Origin of the sequence: Pseudomonas sp. CFBP 13710, from assembly GCF_014842235.1 — a bacterium.
GTDB classification, from domain to species: Bacteria; Pseudomonadota; Gammaproteobacteria; order Pseudomonadales; family Pseudomonadaceae; genus Aquipseudomonas; species Aquipseudomonas baltica.
Genome location: NZ_JACYVJ010000002.1, coordinates 449947 through 465084 on the forward strand (window position 1 = coordinate 449947; position 15138 = coordinate 465084).

The 15138-nt window shown below is 62.7% G+C and carries 13 protein-coding genes and 1 tRNA gene; 11 read left to right on the top strand and 3 right to left on the bottom strand.

Features of this window, described 5'->3' with window-relative positions:
• Window positions 1–64 precede the first annotated feature (64 nt).
• The 11 genes from ybgC to nadA all read left to right on the top strand — a co-directional run bounded on the left by ybgC (window position 65) and on the right by nadA (window position 8406).
• Window positions 65–520, top strand: a complete 456-nt coding sequence (ybgC, locus tag IFT44_RS06640) for a tol-pal system-associated acyl-CoA thioesterase (RefSeq protein WP_192057584.1) — start codon at window positions 65–67, stop codon at window positions 518–520.
• Window positions 521–522: 2 nt separating this feature from the next.
• Window positions 523–1218 (top strand): protein TolQ, encoded by a 696-nt coding sequence (tolQ, locus tag IFT44_RS06645; protein WP_122479311.1) that lies wholly within the window; start codon window positions 523–525, stop codon window positions 1216–1218.
• Window positions 1219–1232: 14 nt separating this feature from the next.
• Window positions 1233–1688, top strand: a complete 456-nt coding sequence (tolR, locus tag IFT44_RS06650) for a protein TolR (protein WP_122479310.1) — start codon at window positions 1233–1235, stop codon at window positions 1686–1688.
• On the top strand, window positions 1688–2785 hold the full coding sequence (gene tolA / locus IFT44_RS06655; protein ID WP_446730837.1) for a cell envelope integrity protein TolA: 1098 nt from the start codon (window positions 1688–1690) through the stop codon (window positions 2783–2785). The genes tolR and tolA overlap by 1 nt, the downstream gene beginning before the upstream one ends.
• Complete coding sequence (tolB, locus tag IFT44_RS06660) at window positions 2782–4086, top strand: Tol-Pal system beta propeller repeat protein TolB (protein ID WP_122479308.1); 1305 nt, start codon at window positions 2782–2784, stop codon at window positions 4084–4086. Before tolA ends, tolB begins: the two co-directional genes overlap by 4 nt.
• A 52-nt stretch (window positions 4087–4138) precedes the next feature.
• Complete coding sequence (pal, locus tag IFT44_RS06665; RefSeq protein WP_043187198.1) at window positions 4139–4642, top strand: peptidoglycan-associated lipoprotein Pal; 504 nt, start codon at window positions 4139–4141, stop codon at window positions 4640–4642.
• Between the two features lie 6 nt (window positions 4643–4648).
• A complete protein-coding gene (ybgF, locus tag IFT44_RS06670; protein WP_185793943.1) occupies window positions 4649–5485 on the top strand; it encodes a tol-pal system protein YbgF in 837 nt (278 codons plus the stop codon).
• A gap of 162 nt (window positions 5486–5647) precedes the next feature.
• Window positions 5648–6295: a 7-carboxy-7-deazaguanine synthase QueE gene (gene queE, locus IFT44_RS06675; RefSeq protein WP_192175618.1), complete on the top strand. Its 648-nt coding sequence runs from the start codon at window positions 5648–5650 to the stop codon at window positions 6293–6295.
• Between the two features lies 1 nt (window position 6296).
• Window positions 6297–6983, top strand: coding sequence for a 7-cyano-7-deazaguanine synthase QueC (queC, locus tag IFT44_RS06680; RefSeq protein WP_185793942.1), 687 nt, complete (start codon window positions 6297–6299; stop codon window positions 6981–6983).
• Window positions 6984–7043: 60 nt separating this feature from the next.
• Window positions 7044–7119, top strand: a tRNA-Lys gene (locus IFT44_RS06685).
• A gap of 228 nt (window positions 7120–7347) precedes the next feature.
• Window positions 7348–8406 carry a quinolinate synthase NadA gene (gene nadA / locus IFT44_RS06690; RefSeq protein ID WP_192053723.1) on the top strand — a complete coding sequence of 353 codons (1059 nt, stop codon included), beginning with the start codon at window positions 7348–7350 and terminating at the stop codon, window positions 8404–8406.
• Here nadA and IFT44_RS06695 read toward each other — a convergent pair whose 3' ends face one another.
• The 3 genes from IFT44_RS06695 to htpX form a co-directional block, all read right to left on the bottom strand.
• Window positions 8407–9582 carry an OpgC family protein gene (locus IFT44_RS06695; protein ID WP_192175619.1) on the bottom strand — a complete coding sequence of 392 codons (1176 nt, stop codon included), beginning with the start codon at window positions 9580–9582 and terminating at the stop codon, window positions 8407–8409.
• 251 nt (window positions 9583–9833) lie between these two features.
• The gene (locus tag IFT44_RS06700) at window positions 9834–14126 is read right to left on the bottom strand and encodes a DEAD/DEAH box helicase (RefSeq protein WP_192175620.1); all 4293 of its coding nucleotides are present in this window, start codon (window positions 14124–14126) and stop codon (window positions 9834–9836) included.
• 114 nt (window positions 14127–14240) lie between these two features.
• Window positions 14241–15128: a protease HtpX gene (gene htpX, locus IFT44_RS06705; protein ID WP_043187206.1), complete on the bottom strand. Its 888-nt coding sequence runs from the start codon at window positions 15126–15128 to the stop codon at window positions 14241–14243.
• Window positions 15129–15138 lie beyond the last annotated feature (10 nt).

Here is a 15138-nt window from a genome sequence, read left to right on the forward strand (position 1 = left end):
TGCACACGCGACGAAAAAACAGTTGCCCGGGCGGATTGGCAACCTGAGGAGTAAGCACTAGAGTATGCGCGCGCAAAACGGGGTTCAGGCGTTCGCCCATCAGTGTCGGGTCTATTACGAAGACACCGACGCCGGCGGCGTCGTCTATTACGTCAACTACCTCAAATTCATGGAGCGGGCTCGTACCGAGCGCTTGCGTGCGCTGGGTTTCGTCCAGTCGCAGCTGGCAGGTGAGAACCTGCTGTTCGTCGTGCATTCGGCAGAGGCGCGCTACCATGCGCCGGCGCGGTTGGACGACGAGCTCGCGGTGACCGCCGAAATAACCGAATTGAATCGCGCCAGCCTGCGTTTCAAACAGCAGGTATGGCGGGTGAAAGATACAACGCTGCTCTGCGAAGGGCAGTTCATGGTGGCCTGTGTGCGCGCCGATAACTTCAGACCCCGGGCCATTCCCCCAGCCTTGCGTACGGCCTTTGCCGACGCAGGCGGCCTGGGCAAACAATCCAGTGCAGGAGATTAAGCGTGGAAGCTAACGTCGTCGACCATACCTCCATGTGGAGTTTGGTCAGCAATGCCAGTGTCGTGGTGCAGTTGGTAATGCTTATTCTGGTGGCCGCCTCGGTCACCTCGTGGGTCATGATCTTTCAGCGCAGTTCGATGCTGCGCGCCGGTCGTCGTGCCCTGGACAGCTTCGAGGAACGCTTCTGGTCGGGCATCGACCTGTCCAAGCTGTACCGTCAGGCTGGCAGCAATCCCGACCCTGATTCGGGTGTCGAGCAGATTTTCCGTGCTGGCTTCAAGGAGTTTTCCCGCCTGCGCCAGCAGCAGGGCGTCGATCCCGATGCCGTGATGGAAGGCGTGGGCCGTGCCATGCGCGTGGCGATTTCCCGTGAGGAGGAGAAGCTCGAACAGGGTCTGCCATTCCTGGCAACCGTCGGTTCCACCAGCCCCTACGTGGGTCTGTTCGGTACCGTATGGGGCATCATGAACTCGTTCCGCGGCCTGGCTTCGGCGCAGCAGGCGACTCTGGCCACCGTTGCGCCAGGTATTGCCGAAGCGCTGATTGCCACGGCCATCGGTCTGTTCGCAGCGATTCCGGCCGTCATCGCCTACAACCGTTTCGCTGCTCGCAGCGAAACCCTGATCAACCGCTACTACACGTTCGCTGACGAGTTCCAGGCCATCCTGCACCGTAAAGTGCACACCAGCGAAGAGTGAGCAGGGATAACCCAATGACTCGAGGTCGTCGCCCAAAACGCAAGCCGGTCGCCGAGATGAACGTGGTGCCCTACATCGACGTGATGTTGGTACTGCTGGTCATCTTCATGGTCACCGCTCCGATGATCAACCAAGGTGTGAAGGTCGATCTGCCCAAGGTTTCCAGCGAAGCGTTGCCGCAGGACAACAACACTCAGGTGCTCACCATTTCCATCAAGGCCGACAAGACCTACTACTGGAACGTCGGCAAGGAAGTAGACACTGAAAAGCAGCAGGACAAGGCCATGACGCTGGCGCAGATGACCCAGGCCGCCACCGCGATCATCAACCAGGGCAATGCCAGCGGCAAGAAGACCCAGGTCTTCATTCGCGGTGACAAGACCGTGGATTACGGGGCTGTCATGGGCGCCATGGGTGGTTTGCAGCAGGCAGGTGTCGGTAACGTTGGCTTGATTACCGAGGCCCCCTGATGCGAAAGCGAGAGCATTCAGCCTCGGAAAGCTTCTTCTGGCCCACGGTCTGGGCGGTAGCCCTGCACGTGCTGATCTTCGGGATGCTGTTCGTCAGTTTCGCCATGACGCCCGAACTGCCTGAAGCGCGACCCATCGTGCAGGCTACGCTCTATCAGCTCAAGTCCAAGAGCCAGGCCACCACCCAGACCAACCAGAAACTGGCGGGCGAGGCGAAGAAGTCTGCTGCGCGGCAGACCGAAGTCGAGCAGATGGAGACCAAGAAGCTGGAGCAGGAAGCCATCAAGGCCGCGGAACAAAAGAAAGAGGAAACCGCTCAAAAGGCCGAAGCGGCGAAGAAGGCCGACGAAGCCAAGAAGTCCGATGCTGCCGCCAAGGCGGAAGCCGCCTCTGCGGCAGCGGCCAAGGCTGAGGCTGCCAAGGCCGAAGCCGCTGAAAAAGCGGCCGAAGCCAAGAAGAGCGAGCTGGCCGATATCGCCAAGAAGAAGGCCGAGCAGGAAGAGGCCAAGAAGGAGGCAGCCGAGGACGCGAAGAAGAAGGCTGCCGAGGACGCCAAGAAAAAAGCCGCCGAAGACGCGAAGAAGAAAGCCGAAGACGACGCCAAGAAGGCCACTGCGGCCGAGGAAGCGAAGAAGAAGGCCGCCGAGGACGCGAAGAAGAAGGCTGCGGCCGATGCTGCGAAGAAGAAGGCTCAGGACGCAGCTCGCAAGGCAGCGGAGGACAAGAAGGCGCAGGCATTGGCCGATCTGCTTTCCGACAAGCCTGAACGCCAGCAGGCGCTCGCCGACGAGCAGGGTGATGAGGTCGCGGGCAACTTCGACGATCTGATCCGCTCGCGAGCAGCCGAAGGGTGGGCGCGTCCGCCTTCGGCACGCAAGAACATGACCGTGGTATTGCAGATCAACATGTTGCCCGATGGTACCGTCACCAATGTCAGCGTCTCACGCTCCAGTGGCGATGGTCCCTTCGACAGTTCGGCGGTTGCTGCGGTCAAGAACATTGGCCGTTTAACGGAAATGCAGGGTTTGAAACCAGCTGACTTCAACCCCTATCGTTCCTTCAAGATGACATTTACACCTGAGGATCTTGCCTTGTGATTACCCTTCTTCGAGGACTGCTCGTCGTCCTTTGCTGCGCAGCCGGCATGGCCTCTGCGGACGAAAAGAACATTCTGGTCACCAGCGGTGCCGACCGTGCCACGCCGATTGCCGTCGTGCCGTTCGGTTTCCAGGGCGGCAGCGTGTTGCCTGACAACATTGCCGAGATCGTCGGCAACGACCTGCGCAACTCGGGCTACTACGCACCCATTCCACCGCAGAACATGATCAGCCAGCCTTCCCAGGCCAGCGAAGTCATCTACCGCGACTGGCAGGCGCTGGGTGCCCAGTACGTCATGGTCGGCAGCATCACGCCGGCCGGCGGCCGCTTGCAGGTGCAATACGCGCTGCTTAACGTCAATACCCAGCAACAGGTGTTGACCGGCAGCGTCTCGGGCACTACCGACCAGTTGCGTGACATGGCCCACTTCATCTCCGATCAGTCGTTCGAGAAGCTGACCGGGATCAAGGGTGCGTTCTCCACGCGCATGCTCTACGTGACCGCCGAACGGGCCGGCACCAATGCCACCCGTTACACCCTGCAGCGTTCGGACTACGACGGCGCCCGTGCGGTGACCCTGTTGCAGTCGCGCGAGCCGATCCTGTCGCCACGCTACTCGCCCAACGGCCGCAACATTGCCTATGTATCGTTCGAACAGCGCCGTCCGCGGATCTTCCTGCAGAACGTCGACACCGGCCGCCGCGAGCAGTTGACCAACTTCGAAGGCCTCAACGGTGCCCCGGCGTTCTCGCCGGACGGCAATCGCCTGGCGCTGGTGCTGTCCAAGGACGGCAACCCGGAGATCTACGTGATGAACCTGGCGTCGCGCGCGCTGACCCGCGTGACCAACAGCCCGGCCATCGACACCGAACCCTTCTGGGGCAAGGATGGTTCGACCCTGTACTTCACGTCGGACCGTGGCGGCAAGCCACAGATCTACAAGACCAGCACATCCGGTGGCGCCAATGCCGAGCGTGTGACGTTCGTGGGCAACTACAATGCCAACCCGAAACTTTCGGCTGACGAAAAGACCCTTGTAATGATCCATCGGCAAGATGGTTTCACCAATTTCAAGGTGGCGGCGCAGGACCTGGAGCGCGGAAGCGTAAAGATCCTCACAGATTCAACTCTTGATGAGTCGCCTACTGTTGCGCCCAACGGCACCATGGTAATCTACGCCACCCGCCAGCAGGGCCGGGGAGTCTTGATGCTCGTGTCGCTAAACGGCCGCGTGAGGCTCCCGCTTCCTACCGCTCAAGGCGAAGTCAGAGAACCGTCCTGGTCCCCTTACCTGAACTGACGCGGCGTAATACGTTGTACTTAACACATTGGGGTTCATTAGGAGTTTCACGATGGAAATGCTGAAGTTTGGTAAGTTCGCTGCGCTGGCCCTGGCCTTGTCCGTAGCTGTAGGTTGCTCGTCCAAAGGCGGCGAAGATGCCGGTCAAGGCGGCGCTGCTGTCGACCCTAACGCTGGTTACGGCGCAAACACCGGTGCCGTTGACGGTTCCCTGAGCGAAGAAGCTGCTCTGCGCGCTATCACCACGTTCTACTTCGAATACGACAGCTCGGACCTGAAGCCAGAAGCCATGCGCGCTCTGGACGTTCACGCCAAGGACCTGAAAGCCAACGGCGCTCGCGTCGTCCTGGAAGGTAACACCGACGAGCGCGGTACTCGCGAGTACAACCTGGCACTGGGCGAGCGTCGTGCCAAGGCTGTTCAGCGTTACCTGGTACTGCAAGGCGTTTCGCCAGCCCAGCTGGAACTGGTTTCCTACGGTGAAGAGCGTCCAGTGGCTACTGGCAACGACGAGCAGTCGTGGGCTCAGAACCGTCGCGTCGAACTGCGTAAGTAATTCGTCATGCGAACGTGCCGTCGTGCTGTAACTGTTCTGGCTTTCGCCCTGCCTGTGATGGCTTGGGGCGCGGTGCCTGTGGTCGATAGCAACAACAATGGAGGCTACGGTAACAGTGGCGCCGTTGGTGGCAGCTATCCGCCCTCAGGTTACGGTACGAACGGCGCCTCGGCCGGGACAGTCGCGCAAGCGCCTGTCTCGGCTCAGGGCGAGCTGTTCATGCAACTGCAGCAAATGCAGGAAGACATCGCACGTCTGCGAGGTCAGGTCGAAGTCCAGCAGAACGATATCCAGCGCCTGAAACAGGAAGGGCTCGAGCGGTATCAGGAACTCGATCGTCGGATTGGCTCGGGGGTTGCACCTGCACCCAGTGCCCAACCGGATAATTCTTCAGCCAGCGGCGCGTCTAGCGGCGCTGGTGCTTCATCGGCTGCCGGGCAGTCGTCCGCAGGCGCAGAGCCTGGCGATCCGGCCAAGGAGAAGCTGTATTACGATGCAGCCTTCGACCTGATCAAGGCCAAGGATTTCGACAAGGCCAGCCAGGCCTTCGCCGCGTTTCTGCGCAAATACCCGAACAGCCAGTATGCGGGCAATGCCCAGTACTGGCTGGGCGAGGTCAACCTCGCCAAGGGTGACCTGCAGGGCGCAGGCCAGGCTTTCGCCAAGGTCAGCCAGCTCTATCCCAAGCACAACAAGGTGCCGGATTCGCTCTACAAGCTGGCCGACGTCGAGCGCCGCTTGGGCCATACCGACCGAGTCAAAGGCATTCTGCAGCAGGTTGTGACCCAATATCCGGGCACGTCCGCTGCGCAGTTGGCGCAGAAAGACCTGCAAAGATTGTGAAGCCTGCCATGTGATTCGAAGAAACCCGCGCCTGTCGTGGGTTTTTTCGTTAGAATTTGCCGCCATTTTATGAACACGCTTCCTGAGGCCGCGCGATCGCGGGCCGCCTGAAGTGCCCAACGGAGGCGGTCAGCCTGTTTCGCTGTCACGCCCGTGGACCCTATGCAAGACACACTACGTATTACCGAAGTCTTCTACTCGTTGCAGGGTGAGACGCGGACCGCCGGCTTGCCCACGGTTTTCGTGCGCCTGACCGGTTGCCCTTTGCGCTGCCAATATTGCGACAGCGCCTACGCGTTCAGTGGGGGAGCCCAGCGCACGCTCGATTCGATCATGGAACAGGTGGCCAGCTACAAGCCTCGCTATGTATGCGTCACCGGAGGCGAGCCATTGGCTCAGCCCAATGCCATCCCGTTGATGCAGCGGCTTTGCGATGCCGGCTATGAAGTTTCCGTGGAAACCAGCGGCGCACTCGACATCAGCGCGGTCGACACCCGCGTCAGTCGCGTGCTCGACTTGAAGACACCGGGTTCTCTCGAAGTCCATCGCAACCGTTACGAGAACATCGAGCTGCTGACCCGCAACGACCAGGTCAAGTTCGTCCTGTGCTCGCGCGAGGACTATGACTGGGCCGTGTCCAAGCTGATTCAGTACGGGCTGGACGGTCGTGCCGGCGAAGTGCTGTTCTCGCCGAGCAAGGATCAACTGCGCGCTACCGATCTGGCCGACTGGATCGTGGCCGACAACCTGCCGGTGCGCCTGCAGATTCAGCTGCACAAACTTCTTTGGAACGACGAGCCGGGGCGCTGAGATGAACCATACCCAACACGAGAAAAAGGCAGTCATTCTGCTTTCCGGCGGCCTGGATTCCGCCACTGTCGTGGCGATGGCCAAAGCCCAGGGCTACGCCTGCTATACCATGAGCTTCGACTATGGCCAGCGCCATCGGGCCGAACTCGATGCCGCGGCACGTGTGGCTCGGGACCTGGGCGTGATACAGCACAAGGTCATCGGGCTCGACCTGGATGGCATGGGCGGCTCGGCACTGACCGACACCTCGATCGATGTGCCGGAGACCTTGGGTGAGGGCATCCCGGTCACCTACGTTCCAGCTCGCAACACGGTGTTTCTGTCATTGGCCCTGGGTTGGGCCGAGGTGCTCGAAGCGCGCGACATCTTCATTGGCGTCAATGCGGTGGACTATTCGGGCTATCCGGATTGTCGGCCCGAGTTCATCGAGGCTTTCGAGCGCCTGGCCAACCTGGCCACCAAGGCGGGAGTGGAAGGCAATGGCTTCACCATACAGGCACCGCTGCAGAACATGAGCAAGGCCGACATCGTCAAGGCAGGTGTGGCGCTGGGTGTGGACTATGGCCTGACAGTGTCGTGCTACCAGGCCGATGATCAGGGGCAGGCCTGTGGCAAGTGCGACAGCTGCCGCTTGCGTGCCGAGGGCTTCGCTGCGGCAGGTGTGAGCGATCCGACACGCTATTTTTGATTTATTTTCTGTAGGGTGTTGAATTACCAAAAGAATTCGGTATTATACGCCCCACGAAACGGGTCGTTAGCTCAGTTGGTAGAGCAGTTGGCTTTTAACCAATTGGTCGTAGGTTCGAATCCCACACGACCCACCATTTCGAAACCCGCAGCTTGCAAAGGCTGCGGGTTTTTTTATGCCTGTGATTCGGTGGTTGTGGCTGCACCGTCTATAAGCCTTTCTATAAGGCTTTGCTAACGGCTGGTTTCTCTGTAGCCTGCGCCAGCCCTCAAAAGCCTCACGAAAGCCAGGGCATATACTCCCAGGCCTTGTCGGCCCGGCCTATACTCGACTCTCGCGCATCAGCGCCCGCAGGTCTTGCCCCATGACGCAGATATCCGAACGCCTTCTGGTCCAGGCTCACCTGGATGCCAAGCAGCCCCGGCCACTGACACCGGAACAGGAAGCCGACTACCGTGCCGCCATCGCCGCCGAGCTCAAGGCTCAGGATGCGGTCCTGGTTGCCCACTACTACTGCGATCCCGTGATCCAGGCATTGGCCGAGGAAACCGGTGGCTGCGTCTCCGACTCGCTGGAGATGGCGCGCTTTGGCAATCAGCATCCGGCCCGAACGGTGCTGGTGGCAGGTGTCAGGTTCATGGGCGAGACGGCGAAGATTCTCAATCCGGAAAAGCGTGTGCTGATGCCCACCCTGGAGGCGACCTGTTCGCTGGACCTGGGTTGCCCGGTGGACGCGTTCTCGGCCTTCTGCGACCAGCATCCCGAACGCACCGTGGTGGTTTACGCCAATACTTCGGCTGCGGTGAAAGCCCGTGCCGATTGGGTCGTGACGTCGAGTTGCGCGCTGGAGATCGTCGAAAGCCTGATGGACAACGGCGAGAAGATCATCTGGGCACCCGACAAGCACCTGGGCAACTATATTCAGACCCACACCGGCGCGGACATGTTGATGTGGGACGGTGCCTGCATCGTTCACGAGGAGTTCAAGGCGCGGCAGTTGGCCGACATGCGGGCGCTGTACCCCGACGCCGCGATTCTGGTGCATCCCGAGTCGCCGGCCGAAGTGATCGCTCTGGCGGACGCCGTGGGTTCGACCAGCCAACTGATCGCCGCCGCCCGAACACTGCCGCAGCAGACCCTGATCGTGGCCACCGACCGCGGTATCTTCTACAAGATGCAGCAGGCAGTTCCCGGCAAGACCTTGATCGAGGCCCCTACGGCCGGCAACGGTGCCGCCTGTCGCAGTTGTGCGCATTGCCCGTGGATGGCCATGAACACCCTGCAGCGCACCTTGGAATGCCTGCGCGCGGGCAGCAACGAAATCACTGTGGATGCGGCGCTGATTCCCCAGGCCATTCGGCCGCTCAAGCGCATGCTGGACTTTACCCAGGCCGCGCGCCTGAAGCTGGCCGGCAACGCCTGATCAGAGGCTTTTGCCCAGCGCGACCACAGGCCGTTCGGACTTCGCCAGCTCAAGCTTCGGCAACTCTGGCCGCGGACGGCCCAGTCGTTTGTTCAGTTCCAGCCATTCGGCCAGGGCCAGCATCAGGCCCGCGCCCACCAGCGCACTTGCGATCTGCATCGCCAGCTGGTCGTCGGCCAGGGCATTGGCCATGTCGGCCAACGGTGCCAGCACCACGCTGAGGCAGAAGACCTCGAGCGAATAACGTCCCATCAGCGCAACCTTGCGTGCCAGCAGATGATTCACCCACTCGCCCTGGGGTATCAGCTTGGCCACGCAGTAGGCCAGGGCCACGAAGTGCAAAAGCCGTGACGGCGAGAGGTTGGTCTTGTCGATGGGGTAGAGCAGTTCGCCAAACCAGCCGGGCATCAGCGCCTCGTGCAGCACCGGCCAGCGCCAGCCCAGGGCGACCAGCGCGCTGAATGTCACCAGTGTGGCGCACGCGAGAAACAGCGGCTGGCGGCCCAACGGGCGTGCCACCGCGACTGGCGCGCGTGCCGCATGCAGCGCCGTGGCGCCACCCAGTACGAACAGCACTTGCCAGGCCAAGGGGTTGAAATACCACAGGCCGTTGTCGTGCGCCGGGATGTTCCAGCCCAGCCATTGCACTGCCAGGTACAACACTAGCGACAAGCCGATGGCTTGCGCTGGCCGCTTGATCAGCAGTGGCAGGACGATCGGCAGGCCGAGCAGCAACACGATGTACAGCGGCAAAGGGTCCATCAGGTTGGGTTTGAAGCGCAGCAGCAGTTCGTCGACCATGGCCTGTTGCGGGTTGGAGACGAAATAGGTGAGGTTCATTTCCTGGATCATGTCGCGCGTTTCGACGTGATTGTTGGCAACGAAAATGATGCCCATCAGCACCGCCAGGAGGAAGATGTGCACCACGTACAACACCCAGGCGCGGCGCAGTATGCGCACCGTGGCGACCAGGTAGCCGTCGCGCAGGGCGATCTTGCCGTAGGCCAGCACGGCTGCGTAGCCGGCGAGAAACACGAACACCTCCGCCGCATCGCTGAAGCCGAAGTTGCGCAGCGTGAAGCTGGCCAGTGGGTTTTGCGGTATGTGATCCCAGAAAATGAAGATCAACGCCAAACCTCGATAGAAATCGATCCGATGGTCTCGATCGTTAGTCATGGCGACAGGCTCTTGCGAATAGGAAGGATGTAGTAGGGATTGGGCGCCGGGCATTACGGTTCCGTATCGGCGGCCATTATCGATCAGCGGCGCGGAGGTTGGCCGGTTTCGCAACGAATTGCAAAAGTTTGGCTATTACGGAATGTCACAAGGCTGAGTTGACGCAGCCCTTGTGGTCGCGGCGCAAGCTGTGTCCGGCCTCACCGCTTTCAGGCTCACCGTGCGCACCCATGACGCGGCTTGCGCCGCTGCTACAGGGATGGGTGGATCAGTTGTCGGCGCACTTCCGTGGTTTCTTCGCTCCAGTACACCGGTTTGCCTGCAATCAACGCCGCCACCGGCAGCCCATCGCGGTACAGCACGCGGTTGCCCGGCAGCGCCGGCACACTTTTCTGGATCTGCAGGGGGTCGGCTCCGGGCAGTGGCAGCAGGGTACCGACCAGGTTCAACGGGTCGCTGGCCGTGATCGATACCAGGGTGCCATCGACCGGTCGCTTGCGCACCTCGCGCAGGGCTGGGATGGCCTCGGGCAGTGCGAACTGCTCACCGGACAAACCATCGATGAAACGCCCCCCGCGGATCTGCCCGCGTGCCTCCAGGCGCTGCAGCGCGCGCAACAGGTCGCGCCAGCTGGGCAGCCAGTCGGCTTCGCGTTGCAGCAGACGCCAGAACACCACGCCGTAGCGGCGCAGCAGCACCAGCGCGACCTGTTCCACGGCTTCATCGGGCGCGCAACCGGGCGCCTGCAGCAGAGCCCAGCGGCCGGCATCGTCCATGCCACCGATGAACGCGCCACGACCGCGGCGACTGCTGCGCGCCTGGCGTTTGCCGGCCGGGGTGATCAGCGCGCGCAGGCCGGCGAAACTGTCGGCATTCACGCGACCCGCGGCGACCAGCTCCTGCAGGGCGTTCTCGGCTTCGGTGCGCAGCAGGCGTGTCTGGTGGACCAAGTCGTCGAAAAACATGGCGCCTTGCGCGGCCAGGGTCTGCTCCAGCTTCTGCGCACGCATGGACAGTTCCTGCGGCTGCACTGCCGCAGCCAGGCTGCGCCACAAAGGCAGGCGCGCGCGCGGCAGCAGCACGATCGGCGTGTTGCGCAGGGTCGCACCCTTGCCACTGCTGGCCAGCCGCGCCCAGACCGTCTTGCCGCTGCGGCTGGCGCGGTCCAGCCACGACGGATCGTATCCGCGCAGTCGAGCCGGCAGCAGGTCGTTCTCCCAGGCGCTGGCCGGCGCGCTGTAGCCTTCGAGCTGGTCGAGCAAGCGGCTCATTGCCGCTTCGCCTTGCAGGCGCGTACCGGGCGCGAGGCACTGCCAGTCGAGGAGGAAGCGCATGAACACTTGCAGGCTGACCGGTTCGATCTCGCGGCGCAGACGCTTCACCGTGTAGCGGTGGATGCGCGCCAGCAGGTGCCGTTCGCACCAGTGGGTTTCCTCGAGGTGTGCGATAAACCGGCCACGCATGACGTAGCCCTGGTTTTCCAACACAAGCAGGGCTTGTTCGACGAGCGCGGGATGCAGGTTCAGCGGGGCGGCGATTTCACCCAGCCGCTGCGGGCCGAACCCGCTCAAGCGAGCGCGGATCAGTTCCACTGTCGCTTCCTGCTTCGTCCACGTCTGCGCCAGGTGCGCGGGCATCCGCAATGCTGGCGACAGCTCGATACCCCCATAGATGGCCTGCAGGCAGGCCACCCGTTCCAGGGCCAGCCACAGGTGGCTGCCGTCGCCCAGGGTCAGGCGTGCCGCGCGACCTGTACCGGCCAGGGCCTTCAACAGCGGTAGCTCGCTGGCCCCAACCTCGCGTTCGGCCAATGCGCCCAGGCTCATCAACGCCTCGTGCATCTCGTCATTGCTGACAGGGGAGGGCCATGCTTCGGCGGCCACTGCCGCGATGGCATCCTTGTCCAGTTCGCCCATGTCGTCCGCTGTGCGCGGTTCGTCCCAGCGCCGGTTGAGCACCGCCTGGGTACGTCGCTCTTCCAGCGGAGCGTCGTCGAGAAACGCATAGGGCCTGGCATTGAGGATCGCTGCCGCCAGTGGCGAAGGGCGGGGCAGATCACGCTGGATGACGCTGATCTGACCGGTTTCGATGCGCCGCAGCAGGGCCAGCCAGCCCTCGCTGTCCATGGCGTCGTGCAGGCAGTCGTCGAGGGTTTGCGCGACCAGCGGGTGGTCGGGAATCTCCCGTTCGCCAACGATGTTCTCCAGGCAGGCGATCTGGTCGGGGAATACCGTGGCGATCAGGTCCTCGCTTTTCATTCGCTGCAGCTGCGGGGCCACCTTGCGTCCGCCACTGTAGCGGGGCAGAGCCAGGGCCGTAGCGGCGTTCCAGCGCCAGCGTACGCCGAACAGCGGAGCGTCGAGCAGCGCCTGGGTCAATATCGACTCGGCACTGTTGCTGTGCAGGTAGTGCCAGACGTCCTCCAAGGCGAAGCTGTGGCTGGTTGACAGGGATAGCACGATGGCATCTTCACTGGCTGCCGCTTGCAGCTCGAAATTGAACGTGCGACAGAACCGCTTGCGCAGGGCCAGGCCCCAGGCCCGGTTGATGCGGCTGCCGAATGGCGTGTGGATGACCAGCTGCGTGGCACCCGAGGCATCGAAGAAACGCTCCATGATCAGCGTGTCCTGGGACGGCAGCGCGCCAAGCGCCTCGCGCGTACGGGAGAGATAATCGAGCAATTGCCCAGCGCTGTCCTGGGCCAGGTCGAGCGCGTCCTGCAGCCACGGCAGCACGGGCTCGGGTAGCCCGTCACTGAGCGCCAGGCGTTGGTCTATCGAGGCCTGCAGGCGCGCCACGCCCGCCGACAGCTCGGCGCTGCGTCCGGGCATCTCCCCGAGCCAGAAGGGGATGTTCGGCGCCTGACCGTGGGCATCTTCGACCCGTACCTTGCCGCCTTCGATGCGCAGGATGCGGTAGGAGCGATTGCCCAGCTGGAAGATGTCGCCAGCGAGGCTTTCCACGGCAAAATCCTCGTTGACGCTGCCGATGCTCAACGCCTGGGGCTCCAGCAGCACCGCATAGTCGGCGTTGTCGGCTATGGCGCCTCCGCTGGTGACCGCAGTCAACTTGCTGCCGCGCCGGCCGCGCAGGCTCTGGGTGACTGCATCACGGTGCAGATAGGCGGCGCGCACGCCCTGACGCCCGCTGTAACCTTCGGCCAACATGCGCAGCAACGCTTCATAGCGCGTGTCGTCCAAGGCCGCATAGGGCGTTGCCTGACGGAACATCTGCAGCAACGCCTGCTCCGGCCATTCCTGGCAGCTGACCTCGGCGATGATCTGCTGGGCCAGTACGTCCAGCGGCGCCTGGGGAATGCGCAGGATATCCAGTTCGCCGCGCCGCACGCAGTCCAGCAACGCTACGCATTCGATCAGGTCATCCCGAGAAATTGCAAACAGGCGGCCCTTGGGAATACCGCCGACGTGGTGGCCGGAACGGCCCACCCGCTGTAGAAACGCTGAAATGGAGCCGGGCGAGCCGATCTGGCAGACCAGGTCTACGTCACCGATGTCGATGCCCAGCTCCAGCGAGGCCGTGGCGACCAGCACCTGCAGGTCGCCACGCTTGAGCCGTTGTTCGGCATCCAAGCGCTGCTCCTTCGCCAGGCTGCCATGGTGGGCCGCCACTTGCTCGCGCCCGAGCCGCTCGCTCAGATGGCGCGCCAGACGCTCGGCCAGGCGCCGGGTATTGACGAACACCAGGGTGGTCCGGTGCGCCTGGGCAAGCTCGGCCAGGCGGTTGTAGACCAACTCCCAGACGTCATTGGGCATGACCGCCGCCAGCGGCACCGCGGGCACTTCGATGGCCAGGTCGCGGGGGCGGGCGTGACCGATGTCGACGATCGAACACATCCGCTGCGCACCGACCAGGAACTGCGCCACCTGAGCGATCGGCTTTTGCGTGGCGGACAGGCCGATACGTCGCAGCGGCTTGCTGCACAGTGCCTGCAGACGCTCCAGGCTCAAGGCCAGATGGCTGCCACGCTTGCTGCCGGCCACTGCATGGATCTCATCGACGATCACCGTGCCGACATCCGCGAGCATGCGGCGGCCGGAGTCGGATCCGAGCAGCACATAGAGCGATTCGGGCGTGGTAACCAGGATGTGCGGAGGGTGCCGGCGCATGGCGGCCCGCTCTTTCTGCGGCGTATCGCCGGTACGTACCCCGGCGGTGAGGGTCAGCGCGGGCAGGTCCATGCCGGCCAATTGCTCGGCAATACCCTGCAGTGGACGTTGCAGGTTCAGCTGGATGTCGTTGGACAAGGCCTTGAGCGGTGAGACGTACAGCACCAGGGTGCGTCGCGGCAGCTCGCCTCCTTGCGCGAGGCCCAGCTGCACCAGCTCGTCGAGAACGGCCAGGAAGGCCGTCAGGGTCTTGCCCGAGCCGGTGGGTGCGGCGATCAGGGTCGAGTGGCCCTGCTGGATCAACGGCCAGGCCTGGGCCTGGGCGGGAGTGACGGCAGCAAATTGCCGGCGGAACCAGGCGCTTACTGCCGGATGGAAGTTGGCCAGTGCCGAATCGTGTTGTGCAGGTAGGTTCATGATCTATTGATGGGGAACGCGCAGCGAAGTTGCAACCGGCAGGGGGCCGCAGGTGCATTGCCGCAACCCACAAAAAAGGGCGACTCGCGTCGCCCTCGATCAAGCCCGTTGCATTCAACCGCGACGGCGCAGCGCTTCGATACGGTCTTCCAGTGGCGGGTGGGTCATGAGCAGGCCGGCCAGGCCATGCTTGAGTCCACCGTTGATGCCGAAGGCGTTCAGCGAGTCGGGCATCTGCACGGGAACGCCCTGCTCGGAGCGCAGGCGCTGCAGCGCACCGATCATCGCGTTGGTGCCGGCCAGCCGGGCACCGGCTTCGTCGGCGCGGAACTCACGGCGGCGCGAGAACCACATGACGATGACGCTGGCCAGGATACCCAGTACCAGTTCGGCGACGATGGTCGCGATGTAGTAGGCGATGCCCTGGCCTTGCTCGTTCTTGAAGATCACCTTGTCGACGAAATTGCCGATGATTCGAGCGAAGAACATCACGAAGGTGTTCACCACGCCCTGCACCAGCGCCAGGGTGACCATGTCGCCGTTGGCCACGTGGCCGATCTCGTGGGCCAGCACCGCCTTGACTTCGTCGGGGGAGAAACGCTCGAGCAGGCCCTGGCTGACGGCCACCAGGGCGTCGTTCTTGTTCCAGCCGGTGGCGAAGGCGTTGGCCTCGTAGGCCGGGAAGATGCCGACTTCGGGCATCTTGATGCCTGCCTCGCGCGACAGCTCCTCGACGGTCTGCAGCAGCCATTGTTCGTGACGGGTGCGCGGTTGGGTGATGATCTGCGTGCCGGTGCTCATCTTTGCCATCCACTTGGAGATGAACAGCGAGAACAGCGAACCGGCGAAGCCGAACACGGCGCAGAAGATCAGCAGCTGATTGAGGTTCAGATCCACCCCGTTGGCCGCCATGAACCCATTGAAGCCAAACAGGCTCAGGGTAATGCTGGCAATCAGCACAACCGCAAGGTTAGTGGCCAGAAACAGCAAGATGCGCATCATGGTTGTAACG